This is a genomic window from Sphingobium vermicomposti, assembly GCF_011762025.1.
GTDB classification, from domain to species: Bacteria; Pseudomonadota; Alphaproteobacteria; order Sphingomonadales; family Sphingomonadaceae; genus Sphingobium; species Sphingobium vermicomposti.
In genome coordinates this window covers 910369-933792 of the sequence record NZ_JAASQR010000002.1, presented here as the reverse complement: position 1 = coordinate 933792, position 23424 = coordinate 910369, and the positions used below count along the sequence as shown (strand labels likewise).

Here is a 23424-nt window from a genome sequence, read left to right as displayed (position 1 = left end):
AATCATGACAATCATGCGCAAGACTTGCGGTAGCCTGATGGCCCTTTGCGCGGCGGCTATGGCGACGACCGGCTGGGCCCAGACTACGGACCTGAAAAGCGCCATCGCGGCGGCGATAGATAGCCACCCCGAAATCAACCAGGCGATCCAGAACAAGGAAGCCATTGAGTTTGAACGGGAGCAGGCCAAGGGATTGTACCTGCCCCGGATCAGTGTGGAAGGTTCGGCGGGCGTCCGGCGGCTGGAGAATAATACCCGCCGGACCCTCGGCATCGGGGACCAGACGCTCTATCCGCTTGAGGCAAGCGTGCTGGCGGAACAGACGCTGTTCGATTCCGGCTACCGCAGCGCCGAAAAGCGCCGACAGGCCGCCCGCATCGACGGCGCTGCGCTCCGCGTCGGTGAACGGTCGCAATTTGTGGCATTGAACGTCACGCGCCAATATCTGGACTATATGCTGCAACAGCGGATCGCCGCAGCGGCGGAGGACAATATCGCCTTTCACCGCAAGCTGCTGGGCGATCTGGGCGAAGGCGTGTCCAAGGGATCGATCAGCATCGCCGATCAGCAGCAGGCCGAAGAGCGGCTTCAATCGGCCCTGGTCCGCCAGAGCGAAGCCCAGCAGGACCTGACCAACGCGGCGATCAGCTTCCGCACGCTGACCGGGCTTTCGATCGACCAGGTATCCATGCCCGATGCGGTGACGAGTGCCGTGCCGCCCACGCTGGACGAAGCAATTGCGGGCGCGCGCACCAACAATCCGCTGATCCGGGAGGCAGAGGCCGATATTCAGGCCGCGCATGCGGTTGTGGATGAGGCAAAGGCCGAACTGGGGCCGACCGTTCTGCTGGAAGGACGAGGCCGCATTGGCGAGGATGTGGACGGCTTCCGGGGCAGCACAAATGACGTGCAAGGCCGCGTCGTCCTGCGGTGGCAGCTTTACAATGGCGGCATCAACCGGGCGAAGGTGCAGGAGATGAACCGCCGCGCGAGCGAGGCGCGTTTCCGGCTGAGCCAACGCCAGCGTGAGGCGGAAGAAGATGTCCGCACGGCCTGGAACCGTTGGGATACCGAAAAGAAGCGGCTGACCGACCTGTCGCGTCAAGGGATCGTGTCGGATTCGCTGCTGGTATCCTATCGCGAGCAGTTCAACGTCGGTCGCCGATCACTGCTTGACGTGCTGGACAGCCAGAACACCCGTTTCAACACGCAGGTGCGGACCGAAACGGCCCGTTTTTCGGAAATCTTCGCGCAATATCAAATCTTGGCCGCGACCAACCAGTTGCTCGACACGCTGGGGATCGCTCAGCCTTCGGGCGCGGATCCCTATGCGCGCAAGAAATATGATGTCCCGGACCTGCCGCCTGCCGAATTGCAGCGGCGGCGTTATCCGGGCTGAATTTCCATGATTGGGGTCACCCCGGCCAGTGCCGGGGTGACGCGGGGTAGACAATGTTGGAACGAAGCACACTCAGTCTGGCCGAATGGCTGGACCATCAGGGCACGCCCAGTGACGAGCTGATCGAGTGCATCGCCCATGTAGCGCGGCATTTCGAACGATCGCCTGGCATCGTGGCGCTCCGCGCTGGCCTTGCCGTCGATGAATCCGGGCGGCTGCCGTTCCACCAGGCGGAATCCGCGCTCGATCAAATCGGTCTGCTGACGGACTTTGTACGGGGCCGTTTGAGCAAATGGCGGCCCGGCAATCTACCTGCCATTCTTCCCCTGCGGGGTGAGCGATTCCTGCTGTTGCTGGACATCAAGCAGGGCGATGCGCTGGTCCAGCTACCTCATGCGAGCGAACCCATTTGGGCACCACTGGGGGATTTGGAGGCTCATTTTACCGGCGAAGCCTTGATGGTCATGGCTGACCATGGCCGCGAAAGGGCTGAGGAACGCCCTTGGGACGAACGCGCGCGACAGCACTGGTTCTGGCGTGAAGTGTGGCGCGCGCGCGGGTCCTTTGGCTATGTGATGCTGGCCGCGGGGATCATCAACCTGCTCGCCTTTGCCCTGCCGTTGTTCACGATGAACGTTTATGACCGGATCATCCCGAACAAGGCGGCCTCCAGCCTATGGGTGCTGGGTGCCGGCGTGATGCTGGCCTTTGCACTCGATTTCGCGCTCAGGCTTGCGCGGGCAAGGCTGGTGGACGAATCCGGGCGGGAGATTGACGAACGCTTGTCGCAGCGTCTGTTTGAAAAGGTGATGAACGTGCCGCTTGCCAGTCGTGCAGGCAGCACCGGGGCGCTCGCGCGGCGCGTGTCGGAATTTGAAACCGTTCGGGAGTTTTTCACCTCGACCACCGTGGTGCTGGTGGTGGACCTGGCGTTCCTGTTCCTCTTTGTTGCCCTGATTGCGGTTCTGGGCGGATGGCTGGCGGTGGTGCCCGTCGCCACGATGGCAATCATGGCTACCGCCGGTTTCTTTCTTCAACGGTCGATGGCCAGCCTGTCGCGCGATGCGCAGGCCGATTCCAGCCTGCAAAGTGCCGCTCTGGTAGAAGCGATTGGCGGCATAGAGACGCTCAAGGCGTGCCGTGGCGAAGGACGGATGCTCAATCGCTGGCGGCGCTATGCGCGGATGAGCGCGGCGACGCAGGAAAAGCTGCGGCGGTTGAGTTCGACCAGCGTGACATTGGCATCGCTTTGCCAGCAGGTGACAAGCATCGCCCTGGTGATCGGCGGATTCTACATGTTCGCCGCGGGCAAGATTTCCATGGGCGCGATCATCGCAATCGTCATGCTGGCGGGGCGCTCGCTCGCGCCGGTGGGGCAGCTTGCCTTTGTGATCGTGCGGGCGCGCCAGGCGATAACCACGCTCGACAGCCTGCAATCGCTGATCGACCAGCCCGATGAACGACTGGACGGAGCACGGGGCATCATCCCGAAAGTCCGCAAGGGCGCGATCGTCGCTCAGGGGCTGGAGTTCGTCTATCCGGGCACGGAGCAGCCGAGCCTGAAGGGCATCAACCTGCGCATCGAACCGGGCGAACGGATCGGGATCATCGGGCGGGTGGCATCGGGCAAGTCGACGCTGGGCCGTGTCATTTGCGGCCTGTATCCGCCAAGCGGCGGCATGCTGACCATCGACGACATCGACAGCCGCCAATATCATCCGCACGAATTGCGCTCTGCCTTCCGTTATGCCGGCCAGGATGCGGAGCTGTTCAGCGGATCGGTGCGGGAAAACCTGCTTCTGGGCGCACGCGAAGCTGACGATGCAAAGCTGCTGGAAGCGCTGGAGCGGTCGGGCGCGTCGCGCTTTTTCGGGCGCGATGCGGCGGGTTTCGACCTTCACATCGGGGAACGTGGCAGCCGCCTTTCGGGCGGACAGCGCAGCTTCCTGGTGTTGGCCAGGGCGCTGGTGGAACCCGCCAAGCTGCTCTTTCTGGACGAACCGACCGGGGCGATGGATAACCAGACTGAAAATCTGTTCGTCGACCATCTCGAAAAGGCGCTGGATCCCGGCCAGACCCTGATCGTGTCGACCCACCGCCATGCGCTGCTCCGCATCGTCGACCGGCTGATCGTGATCGACCAGGGGGTGGTGATGGCGGATGGCCCACGCGATGAGATCGTCGGCCAGCTTCAGCGGGGAGGCGTGCAATGAGCGCCCTTGTCCGCAGCGCCTCCATCGCAGCGCCGCTGGCGCTGCTGGCCGCCTATACAATGCTGTGGCAGGGTGAACGGGAGCAAGCCGATCCTGTTGCCCAGTCGAAGGGAGAGGCCGCTGCACCGCCCATTCCGCGTCAATATCGCGCGCTGGTCGAGATGACCGGGCAGGGAGCGGCAGAGGTGACCAAGGGGCAGGCGGCACAGGCTCAGAATGATGGGTTACGCTTCGCACGAAACGCGATTGCTGCAGCGCCGCCATTCCGTGCGCTTGGGGCGGCGGGCGAAGACCGGACCCGCGCGCTTCATTGCCTTGCTCAGGCGGTCTATTATGAAGCGGCGACCGAGCCGGAAAGCGGGCAGCGCGCCGTGGCGCAGGTAGTGCTTAATCGCGTGCGGCACCCCGCTTTCGCCAAGACGGTGTGTGGCGTCGTATATCAACGTTTCAACGCTTCGGTCTGTCAGTTCAGCTTCGTCTGTGACGGTTCGCTGGCACGGCGGCCCGTCGCTGTCCTCTGGAACCGAGCGCAGCGGATTGCGGCTGGCGCGCTGGAGGGGCAAGTCGAAAAAAGCGTGGGGACAGCCACCCATTATCATGCCGATTATGTCTTTCCCGGCTGGGCACCGCATCTGGCGAAGCTGGCGAAGATAGGGGCGCATATCTTCTATCGCTGGCCGGGCGCCTGGGGTCTTCCTCGTGCCTTTAACGGGCGTTACGCGGGGGGCGAGCATATTCCGGCATTTGATGCTTCGCTGTTGGCCTCAGCCTCGGTGCCAGAGATTGACTATCCCCCTGTTGCAGCGTTGCCGGAGCGTCGGGCCGCCAATGATGTGGGCGGTCGGATGGACCCGGCGAAGGGGTGGAAGCTGTCCATCGCCGACCCTTCGCAAAGCGGCGGCGCTCTTGGCAACATGCTGGCCGCCCAGGAAAAGACCAAGGCAGTCGCGCTGGCGGCTGACGAACATGCAATTGCGAAGGGCCAACCATGATGGGGCGCTGGATCAGCTGGCTGCGGGGGCAGCCGGGGAACAAACAGGTCATCCTCTACAGCGGCGGGGGCATGCTGGTTTTCCTGCTGTGGGCCAGCCTGGCTCCCGTGGATGAGGTGACGCATGGGCAAGGGCGGGTGATTCCATCCAGCAAGGCACAGGTCATCCAGTCCGCCGAGCCGACGACGATCGAGGAAATTCTGGTTCGATCCGGGCAGAAGGTAGGCAAGGGCCAGTTGCTGGTGCGTCTGGACGACGCGATGCTGGCATCCGAACTGGGCCAATTGCAGGCGGAAACGCGATCTTTAACAGCCCGCGCGGGACGCCTTGAAAAGGAAGGCACCGGTGAAGGGGCCGTGTGTGCAAGTGGCGCACCCGAATGCGAACAGGAACAGGCGCTGGCCCAGGTCCGCCAGTCGGCGCTCCGCAGCAAGCAGGACGCGATGTCGGCACAGGTCGATCAGCGTCGCCGGGAACTGGGCGAAGCGCAGGCGACGATCGATAGCCTGACCGGGAGCGTTCAACTGGCGCGCGAAAGGGTAGCGATGCTGGAGCCGCTGGCGGCAAAGTCCATCATCCCGCAAACCGAACTGCTGGACGCAAGGCGCGACGTGGTGGATGCGCAGGGACGGCTGAACGCCGCGAAGCAGCAAGCGTCGCGCGCATCGGCCTCCATCCGTGAAGCGCAGGCTCAGTTGTCGGAGGCCAATTTCCAGTTCCGGCAGGACGCTCTTGACGAACGCAGCCAGTTGGAAGCCAAAATCTCGGTCAACAGCGAGTCCCTGCGCGGTGCGAAGGGCCGAGCCCAACGGGCGGAGATACGTTCCCCGGTCGATGGCGTCGTCAACGATGTCCAGGTGACCACCATCGGCGGCTTCGTCACCGCTGGTCAGAAGATCATGCAGATCGTCCCCATTGGCGACAAGCTGCTGGTCGAAACACGGGTCAAGCCCAATGATATCGCCTTTATCAAGACCGGCGACCGCGCGGTCGTGAAGGTGACCGCCTATGACTTTTCGATCTATGGCGGCCTGACCGGCACGGTTCAGCAGGTGTCCGCCGACAGCGTTTATGACGAGGTAACGCGTGAGGCCTATTTCACCGTCGTGGTGGAAACGGAGCGGGCCTGGCTCGGATCGGGCGCGCACAAGCTGCCGATCACGCCTGGTATGGTGTGCGATGTGGAAATACTGACCGGTCGCAAATCGGTGCTGGCCTATCTGTTAAAGCCCATCCTGAAGGCGCGGGCTGAGGCGTTGCGGGAGCGGTAAGAGGCGGGGTTGATCAGCGTGCCGCAAATTGCACTGGCTGCGGAGTTTTAACCCGGTAGCCGTGGGTCCATTGGCCAAAGGCGTTGAAGCTCATGATCGGTCGATAATCGCTGACCGCCGACGAAGGAAGAACCCGGTCCGTCATATTGTCCAGGACCATCAACTGGCCATCGATCCGCACGGCCAACACGGCATGATCGGCCCGGCGCACCAGATCCCGCGCGATGACGAGGAACATTGCGCGGCGTTCGAAACCAGCGGCTGCCAAAAGCTGCATTTTCGCGATGGCGTAATCTTCGCAATCGCCTGCGCCGCGCAGCAACGACTGGTTTGCGGAAGCCCAGCTGTCGCCGCCTTGCCGGTCATTGACGAAACGCAGGCGGCCGTTGACCCAGCTGTTCACCAGCTCGACCTGCTGCAGCCCCTGTGCAGCGCGGGCGGATCGAAGCAGGTTTGCGGGAACAGCTGCGGTCGGGGCGGAATGTGCTACCGCCGCCCATTTGCCGTCGAGGGGCGTGCGGGCCACCGCCATGGCGACCGACCCGAAAATATCAGGCTGACCGTTTCGCGGGGTATCCACCGGGTCGCGCTTCAGCGGCGCTGCTGTGGGAAAGAGGATGGCTGCGGTCGGAATGCTGGCCGCCGGTGTCGCAACAATGCCGCGCATGAAAGCGGGGATAAGGTCGGGCTGACGATAGCTGAAAACAGGTTGGGCCAAGGTCAGGCGAATGCCCTGCAGTTCCCAACCAGGCATGTGGGACAGCATCTTTTTGACGCGTTCTTCATTGATGACCGCCTGCGGTTCTACGAAGGGTGCCGTCCATGGAAGAAGCGAAGCACTACCCTGTTGCGCGCTGATTGCGGCGAGGCGGCTCATGCCGCCGGCCAGCAGGGTGGATGCTACGCGATCTGCGCTGCCATAGGCCAAGGCAGCCGATGCCGATGGGTAGGAGGCCGCGGGCGACGGAAGCATTTCCGCCTTGGCCGCACCGGCGTTCAGAGCCAGCAGCAGGACGGGGGCGGCGCTGGCCGCGATGCGAAGGGGATGGGCGAAGCCTGCCATGCTGGCCGGTATCGCGCAGAAGGTTGAACATCCGGTGGCCCGCTCTGGTTAATGCGGCGGTAGCCATGACAGTCACACCGTCCGGTCAGGCGTCGATGGCTTCCTCGTCCACCGTGGCGGCGTTTTCCTGAATGAAGGCGAAGCGGTGGGCGGGGTTGGTTCCCATCAGCCGTTCGACCAGGTCGCGGACCTGTTGCCGGTCTTCAATGTCATCGGGCAGGGTGATGCGGATGAGACTGCGGGTTTTCGGGTCCATGGTGGTTTCGCGCAGCTGGCTGGCGTTCATTTCGCCCAGGCCCTTGAATCGGCTGACCTCGACCTTCTTGCCCTTGAACTCCTTGGCGAGCAGTTCCTCGCGATGGGCGTCGTCCTTGGCATAGGCGCTCTTGCCGCCAGAGACGATCCGGTAAAGCGGCGGCTGGGCGAGGTAGAGATGACCGCGCCGGACCAGTTCGGGCATTTCCTGAAAGAAAAAGGTCATGAGCAGCGTCGCGATATGCGCCCCGTCCACGTCGGCGTCGGTCATGATGACGACGCGTTCATAACGAAGATTGTCGGGGTTGCATTCCTTTCGCGTGCCGCAGCCAAAGGCCAGTATCATGTCGGCAATTTCCTGGTTCGCCAGGATCTTGGCCATGTTGGCAGAGGCCACGTTCAATATCTTGCCGCGCAGGGGCAGGATCGCCTGCGTCTTGCGGTCGCGGGCCTGCTTGGCCGACCCGCCTGCCGAATCGCCTTCGACCAGGAAGATTTCCGTGCCCTCAGGGCTGTCCGTCGAACAATCGGTTAGCTTTCCGGGCAGGCGCAGCTTGCGCGCGGAGGTCGCGGTCTTGCGCTTGATTTCCTTTTCGGCCTTGCGCTTCAGCCGTTCATCCATGCGGTCGATCACATAGGCGAGCAGCGCCTTGCCGCGTTCCATATGATCAGACAGATAATGGTCGAAATGGTCGCGCACGGCATTTTCGACCAGGCGCGCCGCTTCGGGGCTGGTCAGGCGGTCCTTGGTCTGGCTTTGAAACTGGGGATCGCGGACGAACACGGACAGCATGATCTCTGATGAAGTCACGATGTCGTCGGCGGTGATGTCCTTCGACTTTTTTTGCCCGACCAGTTCGCCAAAAGCGCGGATGCCCTTGACCAAAGCGGCGCGCAGGCCAGCTTCGTGAGTGCCGCCATCGGGGGTCGGGATGGTATTACAATACCAGCTATAGCTGCCATCCGACCAGAGCGGCCAGGCGACCGCCCATTCGACGCGGCCCACGGTGTCGGGGAAATCCTGGCTGCCCGAAAAAAAGGCGCTGGTGGCGCATTCACGCGTTCCGACCTGTTCTTTCAGATGGTCGGCCAGACCGCCCGGAAACTGAAAGACGGCTTCGGGCGGCGTGTCGTCGACAATCAGTTCGGGCGCGCATTTCCAGCGGATTTCGACACCAGCGAACAGATAGGCCTTGGACCGGGCAAGGCGATAGAGGCGGGCAGGCTTGAACTTCTGCTCCCCGAAAATCTCTGTGTCGGGAATGAAGCTGACCGACGTGCCCCGCCGGTTTGGCGCGGCACCGACCTTTTCCAGCCCGCTGGTGGGCAAGCCCCGCGCGAAGCTCTGGCGAAACAGTTCCTTGTTGCGCGCGACCTCCACGATGGTCACGGACGAAAGGGCGTTGACCACGCTGACGCCGACGCCATGCAGGCCACCGGAGGTTGCATAGGCCTTGTCCGTGAACTTGCCGCCCGAATGGAGGGTGGTCAGGATCACTTCCAGCGCCGATTTTCCGGGGAATTTGGGATGCGGATCGACGGGGATGCCGCGACCATTGTCCGTGATGGTCAGGCGATTGCCGGGTTCCAGCGTCACTTCGATCCGTGTCGCATGCCCCGCAACGGCTTCATCCATGCTGTTGTCCAGCACTTCGCTGCCCAGATGATGAAGCGCGCGTTCGTCCGTGCCGCCGATATACATGCCAGGGCGGCGGCGGACAGGCTCCAGCCCTTCAAGGACTTCAATGGAAGACGCGTCGTAACCGGGGGAGCTGAGCGGCTGGCTCTGAAACAGATCGGACATGGCCACCAGCTATAAGCGGGTCAGCGGCAGGTGCAAGCGGGGCCAAAAAGAAGAGGGCCAGTCACGATGAACCGGCCCCCTATTTCTCATTTACCGAGCGCGGACGTTCAGCGAACGCGCGGGCCACCGAAGGGAAGCGGCGGCGGCGGACGACGCGTGCCGCGCGGCAGTTGCGCCTGATAAGCACGACCGCAATGTTCCACGCAATAAGGGAAGCCGGGGTTCACTGTTTCGCCGCAAAAGTGGAAATCCGGTTCGCCCGGATGACCCATCGGCCATTTGCAGATGCGTTCGGTCAGGTCGAGCAATGACGTCTTGCCCGCAATTTCTGCGCTGGGCTTGGCAGGAACCAGGCGACGCGGCGGCGCGGGCGGGATCGGCGCTTGCTGATCGCCGGGGCCTTGACGCAGGAATCCGCCGGGGCCGACGGAAATGATGCGCGGCTGCGGCGCGGCGGGCGCGTCGTTCGCGGGCGCTGCCCCCGGTGATGCCGCTGCCGAAGGCGCGGCGGGTGCGGCAGCGGGCGGCGCGGTGCGCACGGCAGTGTTCTGCGGCACGGGTGCAGGCTTGGGCGCTGCCGCCACCGGCGCAACGGGCGCGGGCTTGCGGACCGGCGCGGCCTTTTTGGGCGCGTCGTTCGCCTTCACGGGCGACGGACGCGATTGCAGGCCCAGGCGATGCGCCTTGCCGATCACCGCGTTGCGGCTGACGCCACCCAGTTCCTCGGCAATCTGGCTGGCGGTCAGGCCTTTTTCCCACATTGCCTTGAGCTGGTCGATGCGCTCGTCGGTCCAGGACAATGAATGACTCCTCAAAATATTCGGTTCGCGCCCTATATGGGACGCGCAATTCCGCACACAACGCCCTTGCGGCATATCAGGCCAGCCGATAGTCGATCCCATCATGAACGACCAGCCCCAATTTTCGACAAGCACCCCCTCGCGCCCGCCCTTTCACGAACCGGGAGAGTTGGTGATCCGCAACATCAACTGGGCCGGGATGCGCGCGCTGTATCGCAAGGAGGTGCGGCGGTTCATGAAGGTACAGTTGCAGACCATCTGGGCGCCTGCGGTGACGACCCTGATGTTCCTGGTCATATTCACGATCGCGCTGGGCGGCGGGAACGGTTCGGGCCGTCAGGTGCTGGGCGTTCCCTTCGCCGATTTCATCGCCCCTGGCCTCATGATCATGGGCATGATGAACAATGCCTTCGCCAATAGCAGCTTTTCCCTGCTGGCGGGCAAGATGCAGGGAACGTTGATCGACTATCTGATGCCGCCATTGTCGAACAGCGAGCTGTTGCTGGCGCTGGTGGGGGCGGCGATAACCCGTGCGTTGTGCGTCGGGCTGGCCCTGTGGGGGGCGATGGCACTGTGGCCGGGCGTGCATGTGACCCCCGCGCACCCGTGGGCGATCATCTGGTTCGGCCTGATGGGGTCCGCGCTTACCGCCTTTATCGGCGTGCTGACGTCGATCTGGGCGGAAAAGTTCGACCATGCCGCCGCCATCACGAATTTCGTGATCGGACCGATGACGCTGCTGTCGGGCACATTTTATTCCGTCGACCGGCTCTCCCCCATGTTTCAGGCGATCAGCCATGCCAACCCGTTTTTCTACGCGATTTCCGGGTTCCGCTATGGCTTTGTCGCTGCCGCCGATGGCGATGTTGTCGTCGGCAGCGTCGTATTGCTGGCGCTCAACATTGCGCTGGGGATGCTGTGCTACACGCTGCTGCGGCGGGGATGGAAGCTGAAGGCCTGACCTGCCGAACCCTGACCCGCCGAACAGCACAGCGCCGTCCGGCGGACGGTCAGGTCAGCCCGGCCATCACCGGCACGACCAGCGTCATCATGAAAAGAAGCGCGGCGGCGATCATCCAGTGATGCAGCCGGGGGAGGGTCAGGTGATCCCGCCCTCCCTTCGGTGCCAGCTTCATCCGGCGGTCACGCCCTGGCCACCGACGCGAATGAGGGAGAAGCCTGCTTCTTCGGCTTCGGTGCGCGGATAGATGTTGCGCAGGTCGATCAACAGCGGCGTGTTCATCGAACCGGCAAGGCGTTTGAGGTCGAGCGCGCGGAAAATGTCCCATTCCGTCACCAGCACCAGCGCATCCGCCCCAGCCGCCGCTTCATAGGCGTCGCCCATCATGGCGACGCTGGGCATCATCGGCGCGGCGACCTCCATGCCTTCGGGATCATAAGCGGCAATCTTTGCCCCTGCATCTTCCAGCGCCTGAACGATGGCCAGGCTGGGCGCGTCGCGCATGTCGTCGGTATTGGGTTTGAAAGTCAGGCCCAGCAGGGCGACTTTCTTGCCCCGTGCGTCGCCGTTCAGAGCCTTCACGATCTTGCGGCCCATCGCCCTTTTGCGAAGGTCGTTTACCTGGACCACCGTTTCAACGATGCGGATCGGGGTGTCATAATCCTGTCCGGTCTTGACCAAGGCCAGCGTATCCTTGGGGAAGCAGGAGCCGCCATAGCCGGGGCCTGCGTGCAGGAATTTGGACCCGATGCGGTTGTCGAGGCCGATGCCGCGGGACACTTCCTGCACTTCCGCGCCGACCGCTTCGCACAGGTCGGCCATTTCGTTGATGAACGTGATTTTCGTCGCCAGGAACGCGTTGGCGGCATATTTGATAAGCTCCGCCGTGCGCCGCCCGGTGAACATGACAGGGGCCTGGTTGAGGTTCAGCGGGCGATAGACCTGCGCCATGACCGCAATTGCGCGCTCATTTCCCGTAGTGCCCACGACAACACGGTCAGGGCGCTTGAAATCGCCGATGGCCGCACCTTCGCGTAAGAATTCGGGATTGGACACGACCTGGATGTCCAGATCGGGACGCACTTCCTTGACGATGCGTTCGACTTCATCGCCGGTGCCGACGGGGACGGTGGATTTGGTGACGATGACGGTCGGGCCATCCAGCGATTCCGCAATTTCGCGCGCGGCGGCATAAACATAGCTGAGGTCGGCATGACCATCGCCCCGGCGCGAAGGGGTGCCCACGGCGATGAAGATCGCATCCGCGCCCTTCACCCCTGCCGCCAGATCGGTGGTGAAGGTCAGGCGACCGGCCGAGGCGTTGTTGGCGACCAGTTGGTCAAGCCCCGGCTCAAAAATCGGCATGCGGCCGGATTCGATGGCCTGGATTTTTTCCGCCACCTTATCCACGCAGACGACGTCATGGCCGAAATCGGCAAAGCAGGCGCCCGATACCAGGCCCACATATCCGGTGCCGATCATCGTGATCTTCATAAACTTCCGCAGTCCCTTGAAAATGAAAGGTTGACCGCGCCCTAGCACAGGTCCTTGCGCGTGCGAAAGCGCGCGTCGGAGTTACCCCTTGTTCAGAGGATGGTTACGATTTGCTGCGAAAACTGGCCAAACGGCACGCACAGGGGACGAAGATGAAGGTTGCGGTGGTATTCGGGACGCGCCCAGAGGCGATCAAGCTGTTTCCCGTGATCCACGCCCTGCGCGCATGCGAACAGGTGGACACCCGCGTCATCGTCACCGCGCAGCATCGCGGCCTGCTGGACCAGGTGCTGGATATTGCAGGCATCAAGCCGGACGTCGACCTGGACGTCATGACGCCGGGACAGACGCTGGACGGACTGACCGCCAGGCTGATCGTCGAACTGGGCAAGGCGTTCGATGCGGAGCGGCCCGACCGGGTGGTGGTGCATGGCGACACGCTGACCACGATGGTCGCCAGCCTGGCCGCATATTATCGCCAGATCCCCGTGGCTCATGTCGAAGCCGGGTTGCGCAGCGGCGATATCCATCATCCCTGGCCGGAGGAGGTGAACCGCCGCGTCGTCGCCTGCATCGCCGACCTGAATTTCGCGCCGACGCAGGCCGCCGCCGATGCCTTGTTGAAGGAAAACCGTGCGCCGGAAGGCATCCACGTGACCGGCAATACGGTTATCGACGCGCTGCTGGCCACGCGGGAGCGGCTGCTGTCGACGCCGTCGCTGGCGGCCGGACTCGATGGATTGGCGGAGCGATTCGCGGGCAAGCGTATCTTGGCGGTAACGAGCCACAGGCGGGAAAATTTCGGCGGAGGCATGGAAGCGATCGCCCGGTCCATCGCGGATATTGCTGCCCGGCCTGATGTCGCGGTCATATTTCCCGTGCATCCCAACCCCAATGTGCGGCCGGTTATGGAAGCGGTACTGGGCAGCCTGCCCAATGTCGCGATGATCGATCCGCTGGATTACCCGCATTTCGTGCGGCTGCTGGACATGTGCGACCTGGTGCTGACGGACAGCGGCGGCGTGCAGGAGGAAGCACCTTCGCTGGGGAAGCCAGTGCTGGTGATGCGCGAAACGACCGAGCGGCCCGAAGGGGTCATGGCCGGGACGGCGAAACTGGTCGGCACCGATCGCGCGCGGATCGTGCGTGAAGTGCTGGCGCTGCTGGACGATGGGGACGCCTATGCCGCGATGGCGCGGGCGCATAATCCCTTCGGTGATGGACTGGCGGCGCAGCGGATCGCCCAAGTTATCGCGCAGGGCGCGGCGAGCGCGACAGACATGGACGAAGCGGCCTGATATTTCCTTCGCCGGGCAGCGTTACCGAAATCTTCAGCATTTCCGGGCAAAAACCGATGCAAATCATCGGCTTTTCAGGATTATTGCATGCCCGTCGACAAGCATCAGAAGGTTTCCGTCATCGGCCTTGGCTATATCGGCCTGCCGACAGCCGCGCTGATCGCGCGTGGGGGATGCCAGGTGGTGGGCGTCGATGTCAGCGCTCATGTGGTCGAAACGGTCAATTCGGGCCGCGTCCATATCGAGGAAGTCGATCTGGACGGGCTGGTGCAGGGCGTGGTGGCACGGGGCAATCTGCGCGCCAGCCTGGAAGTCGAGCCGAGCGACGTCTTCATCATCGCGGTGCCGACGCCCGTGGCTCAGGATCGCGCGCCGGATATTTCCTATGTGTTGAGCGCCGCCCGGACGGTCGCCGGCGTGTTGAAGGTGGGCGACACTGTCATCCTGGAATCCACGTCGCCGGTGGGCACGACCGAAGCCATGCGCGACCTGATCGCCCAGTTGCGGCCCGACCTGAAAATGCCGGGGCAGGGCGGTGCGGGTGATGTTGCCATCGCTTATTGCCCGGAGCGGGTCCTGCCGGGCCGCATCCTGGTCGAATTGATTGATAATGACCGTTGCATCGGCGGCATCACCCCGCGTTGCGCCCGAAAGGCGCTAGCCTTTTACCGTCAGTTCGTGCGGGGCGCGTGCATCACGACGACGGCGCGGGCTGCCGAGATGGTGAAGCTGGTCGAAAACAGCTTCCGTGACGTCAATATCGCTTTCGCAAACGAACTGTCCGTCATCGCCGAACGGATGGACATCGATGTGTGGGAAGTCATCCGGCTGGCCAATCGCCATCCGCGCGTCAACATCCTGCAACCGGGGCCGGGCGTGGGCGGGCATTGCATCGCCGTCGATCCATGGTTCATCGTCCATGGCGACCCGGAAAACAGCCGCCTTATCCGCACCGCGCGTGAGGTGAATGATGGCAAGACCGATCATGTCGTCGCCTGCGCGTCCGACCTGATCGACGAATATCCGGGCGGGGACATCGCCTGCCTTGGCCTGGCCTTCAAGGCGAATATCGACGATTTTCGCGAAAGTCCGGCGGTGAAGGTCGCCGCGCGGCTGGCCCGTCGCTACGGTCGTCGGGTGAAGCTGGTCGAACCCTATGCCCAGGCATTGCCGATGGAGTTTGCCGGGACGGGGGCGGAGTTGATGGATCTCGATACGGCTCTGGAACAATGCAGCGTTTTCGTCATTCTTGTCGATCATGACATGTTCAAATCCGTGCCAGTGGACGAACGCGCCGACAAGGCCGTCTATGATACGCGCGGTGTCTGGCAGGATCAGCCACGTCGCGTCGCCCCGTCTTTGCCGGGCCGAATCGCGGTCTGATCGACCGGGCAAGGGCGCGGGCCGTCCTGCCCATGGTTGCCATGGCCTCCCCGCCTCGTTAACCCCACGCCCGATGGCAGCCCAGCGATGGGCAGCTGAAAGAGCGCGGGGATTCACAGCGTTATGTACGAACCGACCGTCAGGATGACACGGTTGCTGACCGGATTGGCGGCCAGCATCGCGCTGAGTGCCTGCACGACGGTGGAGGACGCCCCCAAGGGGGATGCGGCCTATGCGATCATCCCTGCGGCCCCGGCGGTCGGCATGGATTATCGCATCGCGGCTGACGATGTGTTGCGCATACAGGTCTATCATGAGCCTGGCCTGTCGCTGGAGGATGCGCAGGTCACGGCGGCGGGCATGGTGCGCATGCCGCTGGTGGGGGATGTGCCTGTTGCGGGGCTGTCGGCTGGCGAAGCGTCGGACGTGATCGCGGGCAGGCTGGGCGATCGTTATCTGGTGTCGCCGCAGGTCACCGTGTTTGTGAAGAAGGCCGTGAGTCGGCGCATCACCGTCGACGGAGAGGTGCGCGAACCGGGGCTGTTCCCGGTTGAGGGTCGGCTGGGTTTGGTGCAGGCCGTGGCGATGGCGAAAGGGCCGACGCGGCTCGCCAGCCTGAAACAGGTGGTCGTCGTGCGTCAGGCCGATGGCGCGCGCGCGGCGGCGATGTTCGACCTGTCATCCATTCGCAGAGGCGAAGCGCCCGATCCTGAAATCCTGCCGGGCGACATGATCCTGGTCGGACCTTCGCGGGTCAAGACGATATTGGGGGCAGGACTATTGGCGCTGCCTGCAATTGGCGCAGGCTTCATCGCACTGGATGGAGGGCGCTGATGGCCGATTCCAGTATCCGCATCGATCCGGGCAATGGCTCTGTCGAGGAAGGTCGCGCGGCGCGGGCGGTGGTGACGGCAAGAGGCGTGTGGACGGCGGTGCGGCGGCACCGGGTCATCCTGTTCGGCACCATGGCCCTGTGTGTTCTGGCGGGGGTCATCTTCATCCTGCTGTCGACGCCCGATTATCAGGCGACTGCATCTGTCGAAGTGGAAGATGTGCCTGCCGGTGCCGCTGGTTCCGCTTCGGCGCAACGGCCCCAGGCACCATCAGACAATGAAGCGTTGATGCAGACGGAACTGGAAGTGCTGCGCAGCCGGTCGCTGGCCGAAGATGTCGCGCGCGAACTGGCGCTGATCGGCAACCGGACATTGTTCGACGCGATGAAGGTCAAGAGGCCGGAGCGAGGCTCCGCTTCCCTGAGCCAGCGACAGGTGGAAACCGAAGCCGTAATCCGCCTGCTGCGCGATAATTTGAAGGTGGAATTGCCCGGCAAGTCCCGCGTGATCCGCATCAGCTTTACCAGCGCCGATCCCGTCCTGTCGGCGCGCGTGGCGAACAGCTATGCCGACAGCCTGATCCGTGCCGACCTGAAGCGCGGGTTCGAATCCGGCGTGCAGGCGCGCCGTTTCCTGCTGGGCGAACTGGACGGCGCGCGCCGGGATCTTGAGCGGGCGGAGCGCGACCTGGCGGTCTATGCGGCACGAATGGGATCATCGGAAGACGCGCAATCGGCCCGCCCAGCTAGTAGCGCGGGGACCAGCGCTACGCGCCTCGCCCAACTCAATGCCTTTCGCGCACAGGCGACGGCGGACCGGATCGCAGCGCAAAAGCGGTGGGAAAGCGCGCGGCTTTCCAGCGTGGAAACGCTGCCGGAAGTGTTGAACAACGGCGCGATGCAGCAATTGATGGCGCAGCGGGCGCAGGCGCGCGCGGAACTTGTCCAGCAACGGCAGTTTCGCAAGGCTGCGCATCCCGAAATGCGTGAGGCGCACGCCCGGCTGGAGGCTCTGGACGATCAGGCGCAGGTGATGGCGAACACGATCCGCGCGTCGTTGAAAGAACAATATGACGTCGCCATTCATGGCGAAAAGCAGATCGAGGCGGAAATTTCCGATGTCGAGCGCGCGGCGCTGGCGGAGCGGGGACGCGGGGTGCAGATGAGCATCCTGGAACGGACGGTCGATACCTACAGGCTGCTGCATGACAGCCTGCTCCAGCGATATCGCGACATGGCGTCGCAGGCCGGATTCCAGGCGGGCCGCATCCAGCCGCTGGACCGGGCAGCCGTGCCGTCGCGGCCATCATCGCCCGATATCGGGTCGACGATGCTCCTCGCTTCGCTGGGCGGGCTGGCGCTGGGGCTGCTGCTGGTCGGCGCGCGGCATGTGTTCGACGACGCCGTGACATCCGCCGACACATTGGCAGAACGGGCCAATCTGCCGCTGCTGGGAACGGTGCCCGCCACGGACAGGCCGGTGGTGGAAACATTCGTGCCCATTGCTTCGTCGCTTTTGCTGGCGTCTTCGGCAGGGTTGCCCCGTTCCATATTGGTCACCAGCGCGCAGGAGGGGGAGGGCAAGTCATCCACCGTGCATGCGCTCGCGCTGGCGCTGGCCAAGCTCGACCGGCGTGTGCTGGTGATTGACGGCGACATGCGGCGGCCAAGGCAGCGCAGCCTGTTCGCGGTGACGCCGGAGCGGGGCATCAGCGAGGTCATGACCGGGCAGGCAAAGGCGGATGAGGTGATCGTCGCCAGCGGCGTTCCCGGCGTATCACTACTGCTGAGCGGCGCAATTCCACCCAACCCGGCCGAACTGCTTTCCACCGCAGCGCTCGACGTGCTGCTGGCAGGCGTGCAGGACCAATATGATACGGTGCTGATCGACGCGCCGCCGATCCTGGGCCAGCCTGACACGTCATTGCTGGCGGCAAAGGCGCAAACGACGGTGTTGGTCGTCGAATGGGGGCGCAACCATCATGGCGGCCTGCGCGTCGCGGTCGACCGTCTGCGCCGCGCGGGCGGCGCGATTGTTGGCGCGGTGCTCACCAAGCAGGAAGGGCGCGCGTTTGAATATGATTATCACCGCGGTGGATAGGCGCGGCGCTGGTGATGCCGACTTATAAGTCTGCCTGGTGGTTGGGAGGTGATGCCGTCCTCTCCTGGAGATGGAGGGACTGGGCTCCTGCCTTCGCAGGAGCACGCTGCTGTGATCTCAGTGCTCCTGCGAAGGCAGGAGCCCAGCCCGAACGTTGGGAATCAAGGCGCAGCTGCGATTCTAGGCCGCAACGCCGACCGGAAAGAGCATCAAGCCCGCGTGAGGAGGCCTTCGACCAGGCCTTCGAACAGGCGGCGGCCGTCGGTTTTGCCATGGGCGGCTTCGATCACGCGTTCCGGGTGGGGCATCATGCCCAGCACATTGCCCGCTTCGTTGAGGACGCCTGCGATGTTGCGGGCGGAGCCGTTGCAGCTTTCCGCATAGCGCAGCGCCACACGGCCTTCGCCTTCGAGGCGATCGAGCGTGGCGGGGTCAGCGAAATAATTGCCGTCATGATGAGCGACGGGGAAAGTGACCGTTTCGCCAGCGTCATATCGGTTGGTGAAGGCGCTCTGCGCGTTTTCAATTGTCAGGCTGACGTCGCGGCAGATGAAATGGCCACCGGCGTTACGCAGCAGCGCGCCGGGAAGCAGGCCGCTTTCGGTCAGAACCTGAAAACCGTTGCAGATGCCCAGGACATAAGCGCCACGTTCCGCCGCCTTCGCCACCGCCTGCATGACGGGCGAGCGTGCGGCCATGGCGCCTGAACGCAGATAATCGCCGTAAGAAAAGCCGCCGGGAACGCCGATCAGGTCGATATCGTCGGGCAGTTCGGTGTCCCGGTGCCAGACCATTTCCGGTTTCGCGCCGGTCACCGCTTCGAAAGCCACGGCGAGGTCGCGGTCGCAATTGCTGCCGGGGAAGACGATGACGGCGCTCTTCATGGCTCAGTCCGCCTTTTCGATGCGGTAGTTTTCGATCACCGTGTTGGCGAGCAGCTTACGGCACATGGCGTCGATATCTTCGTCGCTGGTGCCATCGGCAAGGTCCAGTTCGATCAGCTTGCCTGCGCGCACGTCATTGACGCCAGCAAAGCCAAGACCGTCGAGCGCGTGGTGAATCGCCTTGCCCTGCGGGTCCAAAACACCGCCCTTGAGGGTGACGAAGATGCGGGCTTTCATGAGGTGCGAAACTCCGTGGATGGCTATGGCGCACCCCCTAGTCCCGTGGGGCGCGGCAGGCAAGGCATTATCCCGTTCGTGCCGTCTTGAAACGGCCTGACGTCTTGTTGGGATGGCTGGCCTTCCGGCGAGCCGAAACAGGTGAGCAGGCGCTGCGCGTCGGCCAGGGTCTTGGCCTGCCGAAGCCCCGTTCTCCGTTGGAAAAAGGCGGCGTTTCGACAGTTTAACCCTAGCGGACGGTTAGTCCTTGCTACGCTTCTTGCGATGCGTGTCCAGGTCGAGCACGGTCGTATCCGCGCCTTCGGGCATAAGGCCAAGACGGCGGGCCACTTCCTGATAGGCTTCGACTTCGCCGCCCAGATCGCGGCGGAACCGGTCCTTGTCCAGCTTTTCACCCGTGTTCATGTCCCACAGGCGGCAGCCGTCCGGGCTGATTTCATCGGCCAGGATGACGCGGCTATAGTCGCCGTCCCACAGGCGGCCGAATTCCAGCTTGAAATCGACCAGGCGGATGCCGATGCCTGCGAAAAGGCCGCACATGAAATCGTTGATGCGGATCGCCATGTCGGCGATTTCGTGCATTTCTTCCTGCGTGGCCCAGCCGAAACAGGCGATATGTTCTTCGGACACCAGCGGGTCGCCCAGCGCGTCGTCCTTGTAGCAATATTCGATCAGGGTGCGGGGCAGCTGCGTGCCTTCCTCAATCCCCAGCTTCTTGCTCAGCGATCCTGCGGCCACGTTGCGCACCACCACTTCGATCGGCACGATTTCCACCTGGCGCACCAGCTGCTCACGCATGTTGAGGCGGCGGATGAAGTGCGTGGGGACGCCGATCTGGCCAAGCAGCGTGAAGAGATGTTCGGAAATACGGTTGTTGAGCACGCCCTTGCCGGAAATCGTGCCCTTTTTCTGCGCGTTGAAGGCGGTGGCGTCATCCTTGAAATATTGGATGATCGTGCCAGGTTCAGGACCTTCGTAAAGGATCTTTGCCTTGCCTTCGTAGATCTGACGGCGACGGGCCATGCGCGTTCCTGTCTTCCCAAGAATGAATGTGCCCCGGCAACGCGAATCGGGAAGGATCAGCGGGTGCCGGGGCTGCTGGCGTGGCCCATAGACCAAAGGAGGCAGAGGTGCAATTAGCGCGCTGAGGTGGCAGCGGCCTCTGTTGCTTCAATGCCTTGTCAGCATGCCCGCAGGTCAATGCGCCGTTTCAACCTGCGCCGTCTGTTCATCATAACGCTGCGCGGCCATCAGTCTTTCGGTGAAGCGGCGCCGCCACCAGCTGATATCCTGTTCCTCGACACAATCCATCATCGCGCGCCAGCGCCGCTTGCGTTCGTCCAATGGCATGGCGAGGGCGCGGGTGATGGCGTCGGACATTTCCTCCGGGCTATAGGGGTTGATGAGCAGCGCATCCTTCAACTGCATCGCAGCGCCGGCAAAGCGGGACAGGATGAGGACGCCGGGGTCCTCCGGGTCCTGCGCCGCCACATATTCCTTGGCGACCAGGTTCATGCCGTCGCGCAGCGGCGTGACCAGGCCGATCCGCGCCGCGCGATAGATGCCCGCCAGCTTGTCGCGCGGATAGCCCTGGTTGACGTAGCGGATGGGGGTCCAGTCGACATCGCTATATTCGCCGTTGATGCGCCCGGCGACGGCGTCCAGCGTGGCGCGGATATGCTGATAGCTTTCCACCTCCCCGCGAGAGGGCGGCGCGATCTGGGTCAGCACGACCTTGCGATGCTGTTCGGGATGATCTTTCAGGAAACGGGAATAGCCGCTGAACCTTTCTTCCAGCCCCTTGCTGTAGTCCAGCCGATCCACGCCGACGATCATGGATCGGTCCTGCAGGGAGCGGCGGACCTTTTCGAACATTTCGCGCGCGGGATCGCTGACGGCTGCGTTGGCGAATTCCTGGGCGTTGATGCCAATCGGGCAAGCGATCGCCTGAATGGTGCGGTCGCCCAGCGTCACGAAATCGCCGTTCACCGTGCCGTTCATTTCTCGCTCTACATAGTGGCGGAAGGATTCCAGCCATTCCTCCGTATGGAACCCCACGACGTCATAGGCGAACAGCGTCTGCACCAGCTTGCTATGGTGGGGCAGGGACACCAGCAGGCGCGTGGGCGGCCAGGGGATGTGGAGGAAAAAGCCCATCCGGTTCATATGCCCCTTTTCACGGAGCATCTGCCCAAGCGGGATCATGTGATAATCCTGCACCCAGATGATGTCTTCCGGCTCGATCAGCGGGCTGGCGGTATCGGCGAAGCGGTGATTGACGCGGTTGTAGCCGCCCTCGAAATCGCGCTCATATTCGGCAAGGTCGATGCGGAAGTGGAACAGCGGCCAGAGCGTCTTGTTGGCATAACCGTTATAATATTCGTCGACGTCCTGCTCTTCCAGGTCGATGGTGGCGGTCTTTACCCCTTCATCCTCGGCAAAGCCGATATGCCCGGTAAAATTATCCGTAACCTCGCCCGACCAGCCAACCCAGATACCCCGGCTTTCCCGCAGCGCCTGGGAAAGGGCAACGGCAAGCCCCCCCTGATTGCCTGACTTGCTGGGCCTGCTTACCCGGTTGGATATGACTATCAGCCGGCTCATCGCATCACGCTCCACGGTTTACTCAGCAGAACGGCGCAGTTGATGATGCCGACCAAAGAGTAGGTTTGGGGATAATTGCCCCATAATTCCCCGGTTGCCGGGTCGATATCCTCCGACAGTAGACCCGCGGCGGTGCGGCGGGACAGCATTTCTTCGAACAGCATCCGGGCTTCTTCGGTCCGACCGGTGCGATGCAGCGCTTCGATGAGCCAGAAAGTGCAGACGTTGAACGCAGTGACAGGCTCGCCGAAATCATCGGGCGTGCTGTAGCGGAGCATGTCGTTGCCCCGGCGCAAATCCTTTTCCAGCGCTTTCAATGTTCCCAGGAACATCGGATTGTCCGGGGTCAGGAACCGCAGGTCCAGCAGTTGCAACAGGGATGCGTCACGGGCGTCGTCCTCGAACGTGGCCGAAATCGCGTTGCTGCTGGTGCGCCATGCCGATTGCAGGATGCGCGCCTTCATGATTTCCGCCCGCTCGCGCCAGTGTATTTCGCGCGCGTCCAACCCAAGCGCACCAGCCGCATGGGAAAGCCGGTCGCATGCCGCCCAGCACATCACCGCGCTGTAGCTATGGACGTGCGCGCGGGTGCGCAATTCCCACAGGCCCGCATCGGGCTGGTCATAAACGGCCCAGGCGCGCGCGCCGACCGCCTCCAGCGCCTCAAAGTCGCTGATGTCCGCCATGCGCACCAGACGCTGGTCGATGAAGCCCTGAACCGATGACAGGACGATCTGGCCATAGGCATCGTGTTGAATCTGCGAATAGGCGGCATTGCCGACTCGTACCGGCCCCATGCCGCGATAGCCGGGCAAGCTTTCCGCTTCATATTCCTGCAGCGTGGCGTTGCCGCGCACGTCGTAAAGCGGCTGAATATGGCCGCCCTTCGCGCCATCGACGATGTTGCGCAGATAGACGAGGTAGCTTTCCAACACGTCGAGCGCGCCCAGCCGGTTCAGCGCCTCGACGGTATAATAGGCGTCGCGGATCCAACAGTAGCGATAGTCCCAGTTGCGGCCGCTGTCGGCATGTTCTGGGATGCTGGTGGTCAGCGCAGCGACGATGGCGCCGGTTTCCTCATGCTGGCAAAGTTTCAGCGTGATGGCGGAACGGATCACGGCTTCCTGCCATTCGGGGGGAATGGCCAGGCCGCGAACCCAGATTTGCCATTCGCGGATGGTGTCCTCCAGCATGCGCTCGACCGCCGGGCGCAACGCGTCGGAGAAGCTTTCGTCCGGCCCCAGGAAAAAATGCATGTCATGTTCCAGGCGGAACCAGCTTTCCTGGGCAATGAGTCCGATCGGCGCGTTGGTCGACATGCGCATCGCCATGTAGGACAGAACGATACGGATGTGGTTGGACCCGTAGCTGATCGGGACATGTTCCGAATGCCAGCTGGTAGAAGGGCGCAGGCGGATGCGGATGCGCGGGCTGCCTGCCACAGGCCGGACGACGCGGGCGAAAGCAACCGGGCGGTACATGCGCCCCAGATGCTGGTAACGCGGGCAAAAGTCGTAAAGCTCTATCGCATTGCCCTGATCGTCGGTCTGACGGGTCACCAGGATAGGTGTGTTGCGAATATAATGTTGTTCAACCTTGGCGCAATTTTCCAGCTCTATCGCCCAGAAACCGCGAGCGTCCGGGCTGCTCCAGCTTTTGTCGTCCAGCAAGGCGGAAAAGACGGGGTCGCCGTCGACGCGGGGAACGCAGGCCCATATCATCCGGCCTGCGCGGTCGATCAGCGCTGATGCCTGGCAGTTGCCGATGGGCCAGAGGTCGAGCGTTCGCTGATCCCCGGCAGGATTGGTGGTGCTACGGCTGCTTATCGTTCTG

At 63.2% G+C, this 23424-nt stretch carries 19 protein-coding genes; 9 read left to right on the top strand and 10 right to left on the bottom strand.

Annotated features, from left to right (window positions below):
* Positions 1–4 precede the first annotated feature (4 nt).
* The 4 genes from FHS54_RS09395 to FHS54_RS09380 are packed head-to-tail and all read left to right on the top strand — an operon-like array spanning position 5 to position 5875.
* Positions 5–1399, top strand: coding sequence for a TolC family outer membrane protein (locus FHS54_RS09395; protein WP_167303511.1), 1395 nt, complete (start codon positions 5–7; stop codon positions 1397–1399).
* Between the two features lie 53 nt (positions 1400–1452).
* A complete protein-coding gene (locus FHS54_RS09390) occupies positions 1453–3612 on the top strand; it encodes a type I secretion system permease/ATPase (protein WP_167303510.1) in 2160 nt (719 codons plus the stop codon).
* A complete protein-coding gene (locus FHS54_RS09385; RefSeq protein ID WP_167303509.1) occupies positions 3609–4604 on the top strand; it encodes a cell wall hydrolase in 996 nt (331 codons plus the stop codon). Before FHS54_RS09390 ends, FHS54_RS09385 begins: the two co-directional genes overlap by 4 nt.
* On the top strand, positions 4601–5875 hold the full coding sequence (locus tag FHS54_RS09380) for an HlyD family type I secretion periplasmic adaptor subunit (RefSeq protein WP_167303508.1): 1275 nt from the start codon (positions 4601–4603) through the stop codon (positions 5873–5875). Before FHS54_RS09385 ends, FHS54_RS09380 begins: the two co-directional genes overlap by 4 nt.
* Before the next feature lie 13 nt (positions 5876–5888).
* On the opposite strand, the gene FHS54_RS09375 is transcribed toward FHS54_RS09380, so the two are convergent.
* From FHS54_RS09375 to FHS54_RS09365, 3 genes are all read right to left on the bottom strand, one after another.
* The gene (locus FHS54_RS09375; RefSeq protein WP_167303507.1) at positions 5889–6938 is read right to left on the bottom strand and encodes a transglutaminase-like cysteine peptidase; all 1050 of its coding nucleotides are present in this window, start codon (positions 6936–6938) and stop codon (positions 5889–5891) included.
* Positions 6939–7023: 85 nt separating this feature from the next.
* Complete coding sequence (gene parE, locus FHS54_RS09370; protein WP_167303506.1) at positions 7024–8997, bottom strand: DNA topoisomerase IV subunit B; 1974 nt, start codon at positions 8995–8997, stop codon at positions 7024–7026.
* A gap of 107 nt (positions 8998–9104) precedes the next feature.
* Positions 9105–9797: a GcrA family cell cycle regulator gene (locus FHS54_RS09365; RefSeq protein ID WP_167303505.1), complete on the bottom strand. Its 693-nt coding sequence runs from the start codon at positions 9795–9797 to the stop codon at positions 9105–9107.
* 103 nt (positions 9798–9900) lie between these two features.
* On the opposite strand from FHS54_RS09365, the gene FHS54_RS09360 reads away from it, so the two are divergent.
* On the top strand, positions 9901–10758 hold the full coding sequence (locus FHS54_RS09360; protein WP_167303504.1) for an ABC transporter permease: 858 nt from the start codon (positions 9901–9903) through the stop codon (positions 10756–10758).
* Between the two features lie 49 nt (positions 10759–10807).
* Here FHS54_RS09360 and FHS54_RS16545 read toward each other — a convergent pair whose 3' ends face one another.
* Positions 10808–10933: a hypothetical protein gene (locus tag FHS54_RS16545; RefSeq protein WP_279589132.1), complete on the bottom strand. Its 126-nt coding sequence runs from the start codon at positions 10931–10933 to the stop codon at positions 10808–10810.
* Complete coding sequence (locus tag FHS54_RS09355) at positions 10930–12252, bottom strand: UDP-glucose dehydrogenase family protein (protein ID WP_167303503.1); 1323 nt, start codon at positions 12250–12252, stop codon at positions 10930–10932. The genes FHS54_RS16545 and FHS54_RS09355 overlap by 4 nt, the downstream gene beginning before the upstream one ends.
* 152 nt (positions 12253–12404) lie before the next feature.
* On the opposite strand from FHS54_RS09355, the gene wecB reads away from it, so the two are divergent.
* The 4 genes from wecB (at position 12405) to FHS54_RS09335 (ending at position 17866) form a co-directional block, all read left to right on the top strand.
* The gene (gene wecB / locus FHS54_RS09350; RefSeq protein ID WP_167303502.1) at positions 12405–13550 is read left to right on the top strand and encodes a non-hydrolyzing UDP-N-acetylglucosamine 2-epimerase; all 1146 of its coding nucleotides are present in this window, start codon (positions 12405–12407) and stop codon (positions 13548–13550) included.
* A gap of 87 nt (positions 13551–13637) precedes the next feature.
* Entirely contained in the window at positions 13638–14933 is a 1296-nt protein-coding gene (gene wecC, locus FHS54_RS09345) for a UDP-N-acetyl-D-mannosamine dehydrogenase (RefSeq protein WP_167303501.1), read from the top strand.
* A gap of 144 nt (positions 14934–15077) precedes the next feature.
* Positions 15078–15767, top strand: a complete 690-nt coding sequence (locus tag FHS54_RS09340; RefSeq protein ID WP_167303628.1) for a polysaccharide biosynthesis/export family protein — start codon at positions 15078–15080, stop codon at positions 15765–15767.
* Complete coding sequence (locus FHS54_RS09335; protein WP_167303500.1) at positions 15767–17866, top strand: GumC family protein; 2100 nt, start codon at positions 15767–15769, stop codon at positions 17864–17866. The genes FHS54_RS09340 and FHS54_RS09335 overlap by 1 nt, the downstream gene beginning before the upstream one ends.
* Positions 17867–18075: 209 nt before the next feature.
* Here FHS54_RS09335 and purQ read toward each other — a convergent pair whose 3' ends face one another.
* From purQ to FHS54_RS09310, 5 genes are all read right to left on the bottom strand, one after another.
* Positions 18076–18750, bottom strand: coding sequence for a phosphoribosylformylglycinamidine synthase subunit PurQ (purQ, locus tag FHS54_RS09330; RefSeq protein WP_167303499.1), 675 nt, complete (start codon positions 18748–18750; stop codon positions 18076–18078).
* Between the two features lie 3 nt (positions 18751–18753).
* Positions 18754–18987: a phosphoribosylformylglycinamidine synthase subunit PurS gene (gene purS / locus FHS54_RS09325; RefSeq protein ID WP_167303498.1), complete on the bottom strand. Its 234-nt coding sequence runs from the start codon at positions 18985–18987 to the stop codon at positions 18754–18756.
* Between the two features lie 240 nt (positions 18988–19227).
* Positions 19228–20010 carry a phosphoribosylaminoimidazolesuccinocarboxamide synthase gene (gene purC, locus FHS54_RS09320; RefSeq protein WP_167303497.1) on the bottom strand — a complete coding sequence of 261 codons (783 nt, stop codon included), beginning with the start codon at positions 20008–20010 and terminating at the stop codon, positions 19228–19230.
* 174 nt (positions 20011–20184) lie between these two features.
* A complete protein-coding gene (otsA, locus tag FHS54_RS09315) occupies positions 20185–21591 on the bottom strand; it encodes an alpha,alpha-trehalose-phosphate synthase (UDP-forming) (protein WP_167303496.1) in 1407 nt (468 codons plus the stop codon).
* Positions 21588–23357, bottom strand: a complete 1770-nt coding sequence (locus FHS54_RS09310) for a glycoside hydrolase family 15 protein (protein WP_341785960.1) — start codon at positions 23355–23357, stop codon at positions 21588–21590. Before FHS54_RS09310 ends, otsA begins: the two co-directional genes overlap by 4 nt.
* Positions 23358–23424: the final 67 nt, after the last annotated feature.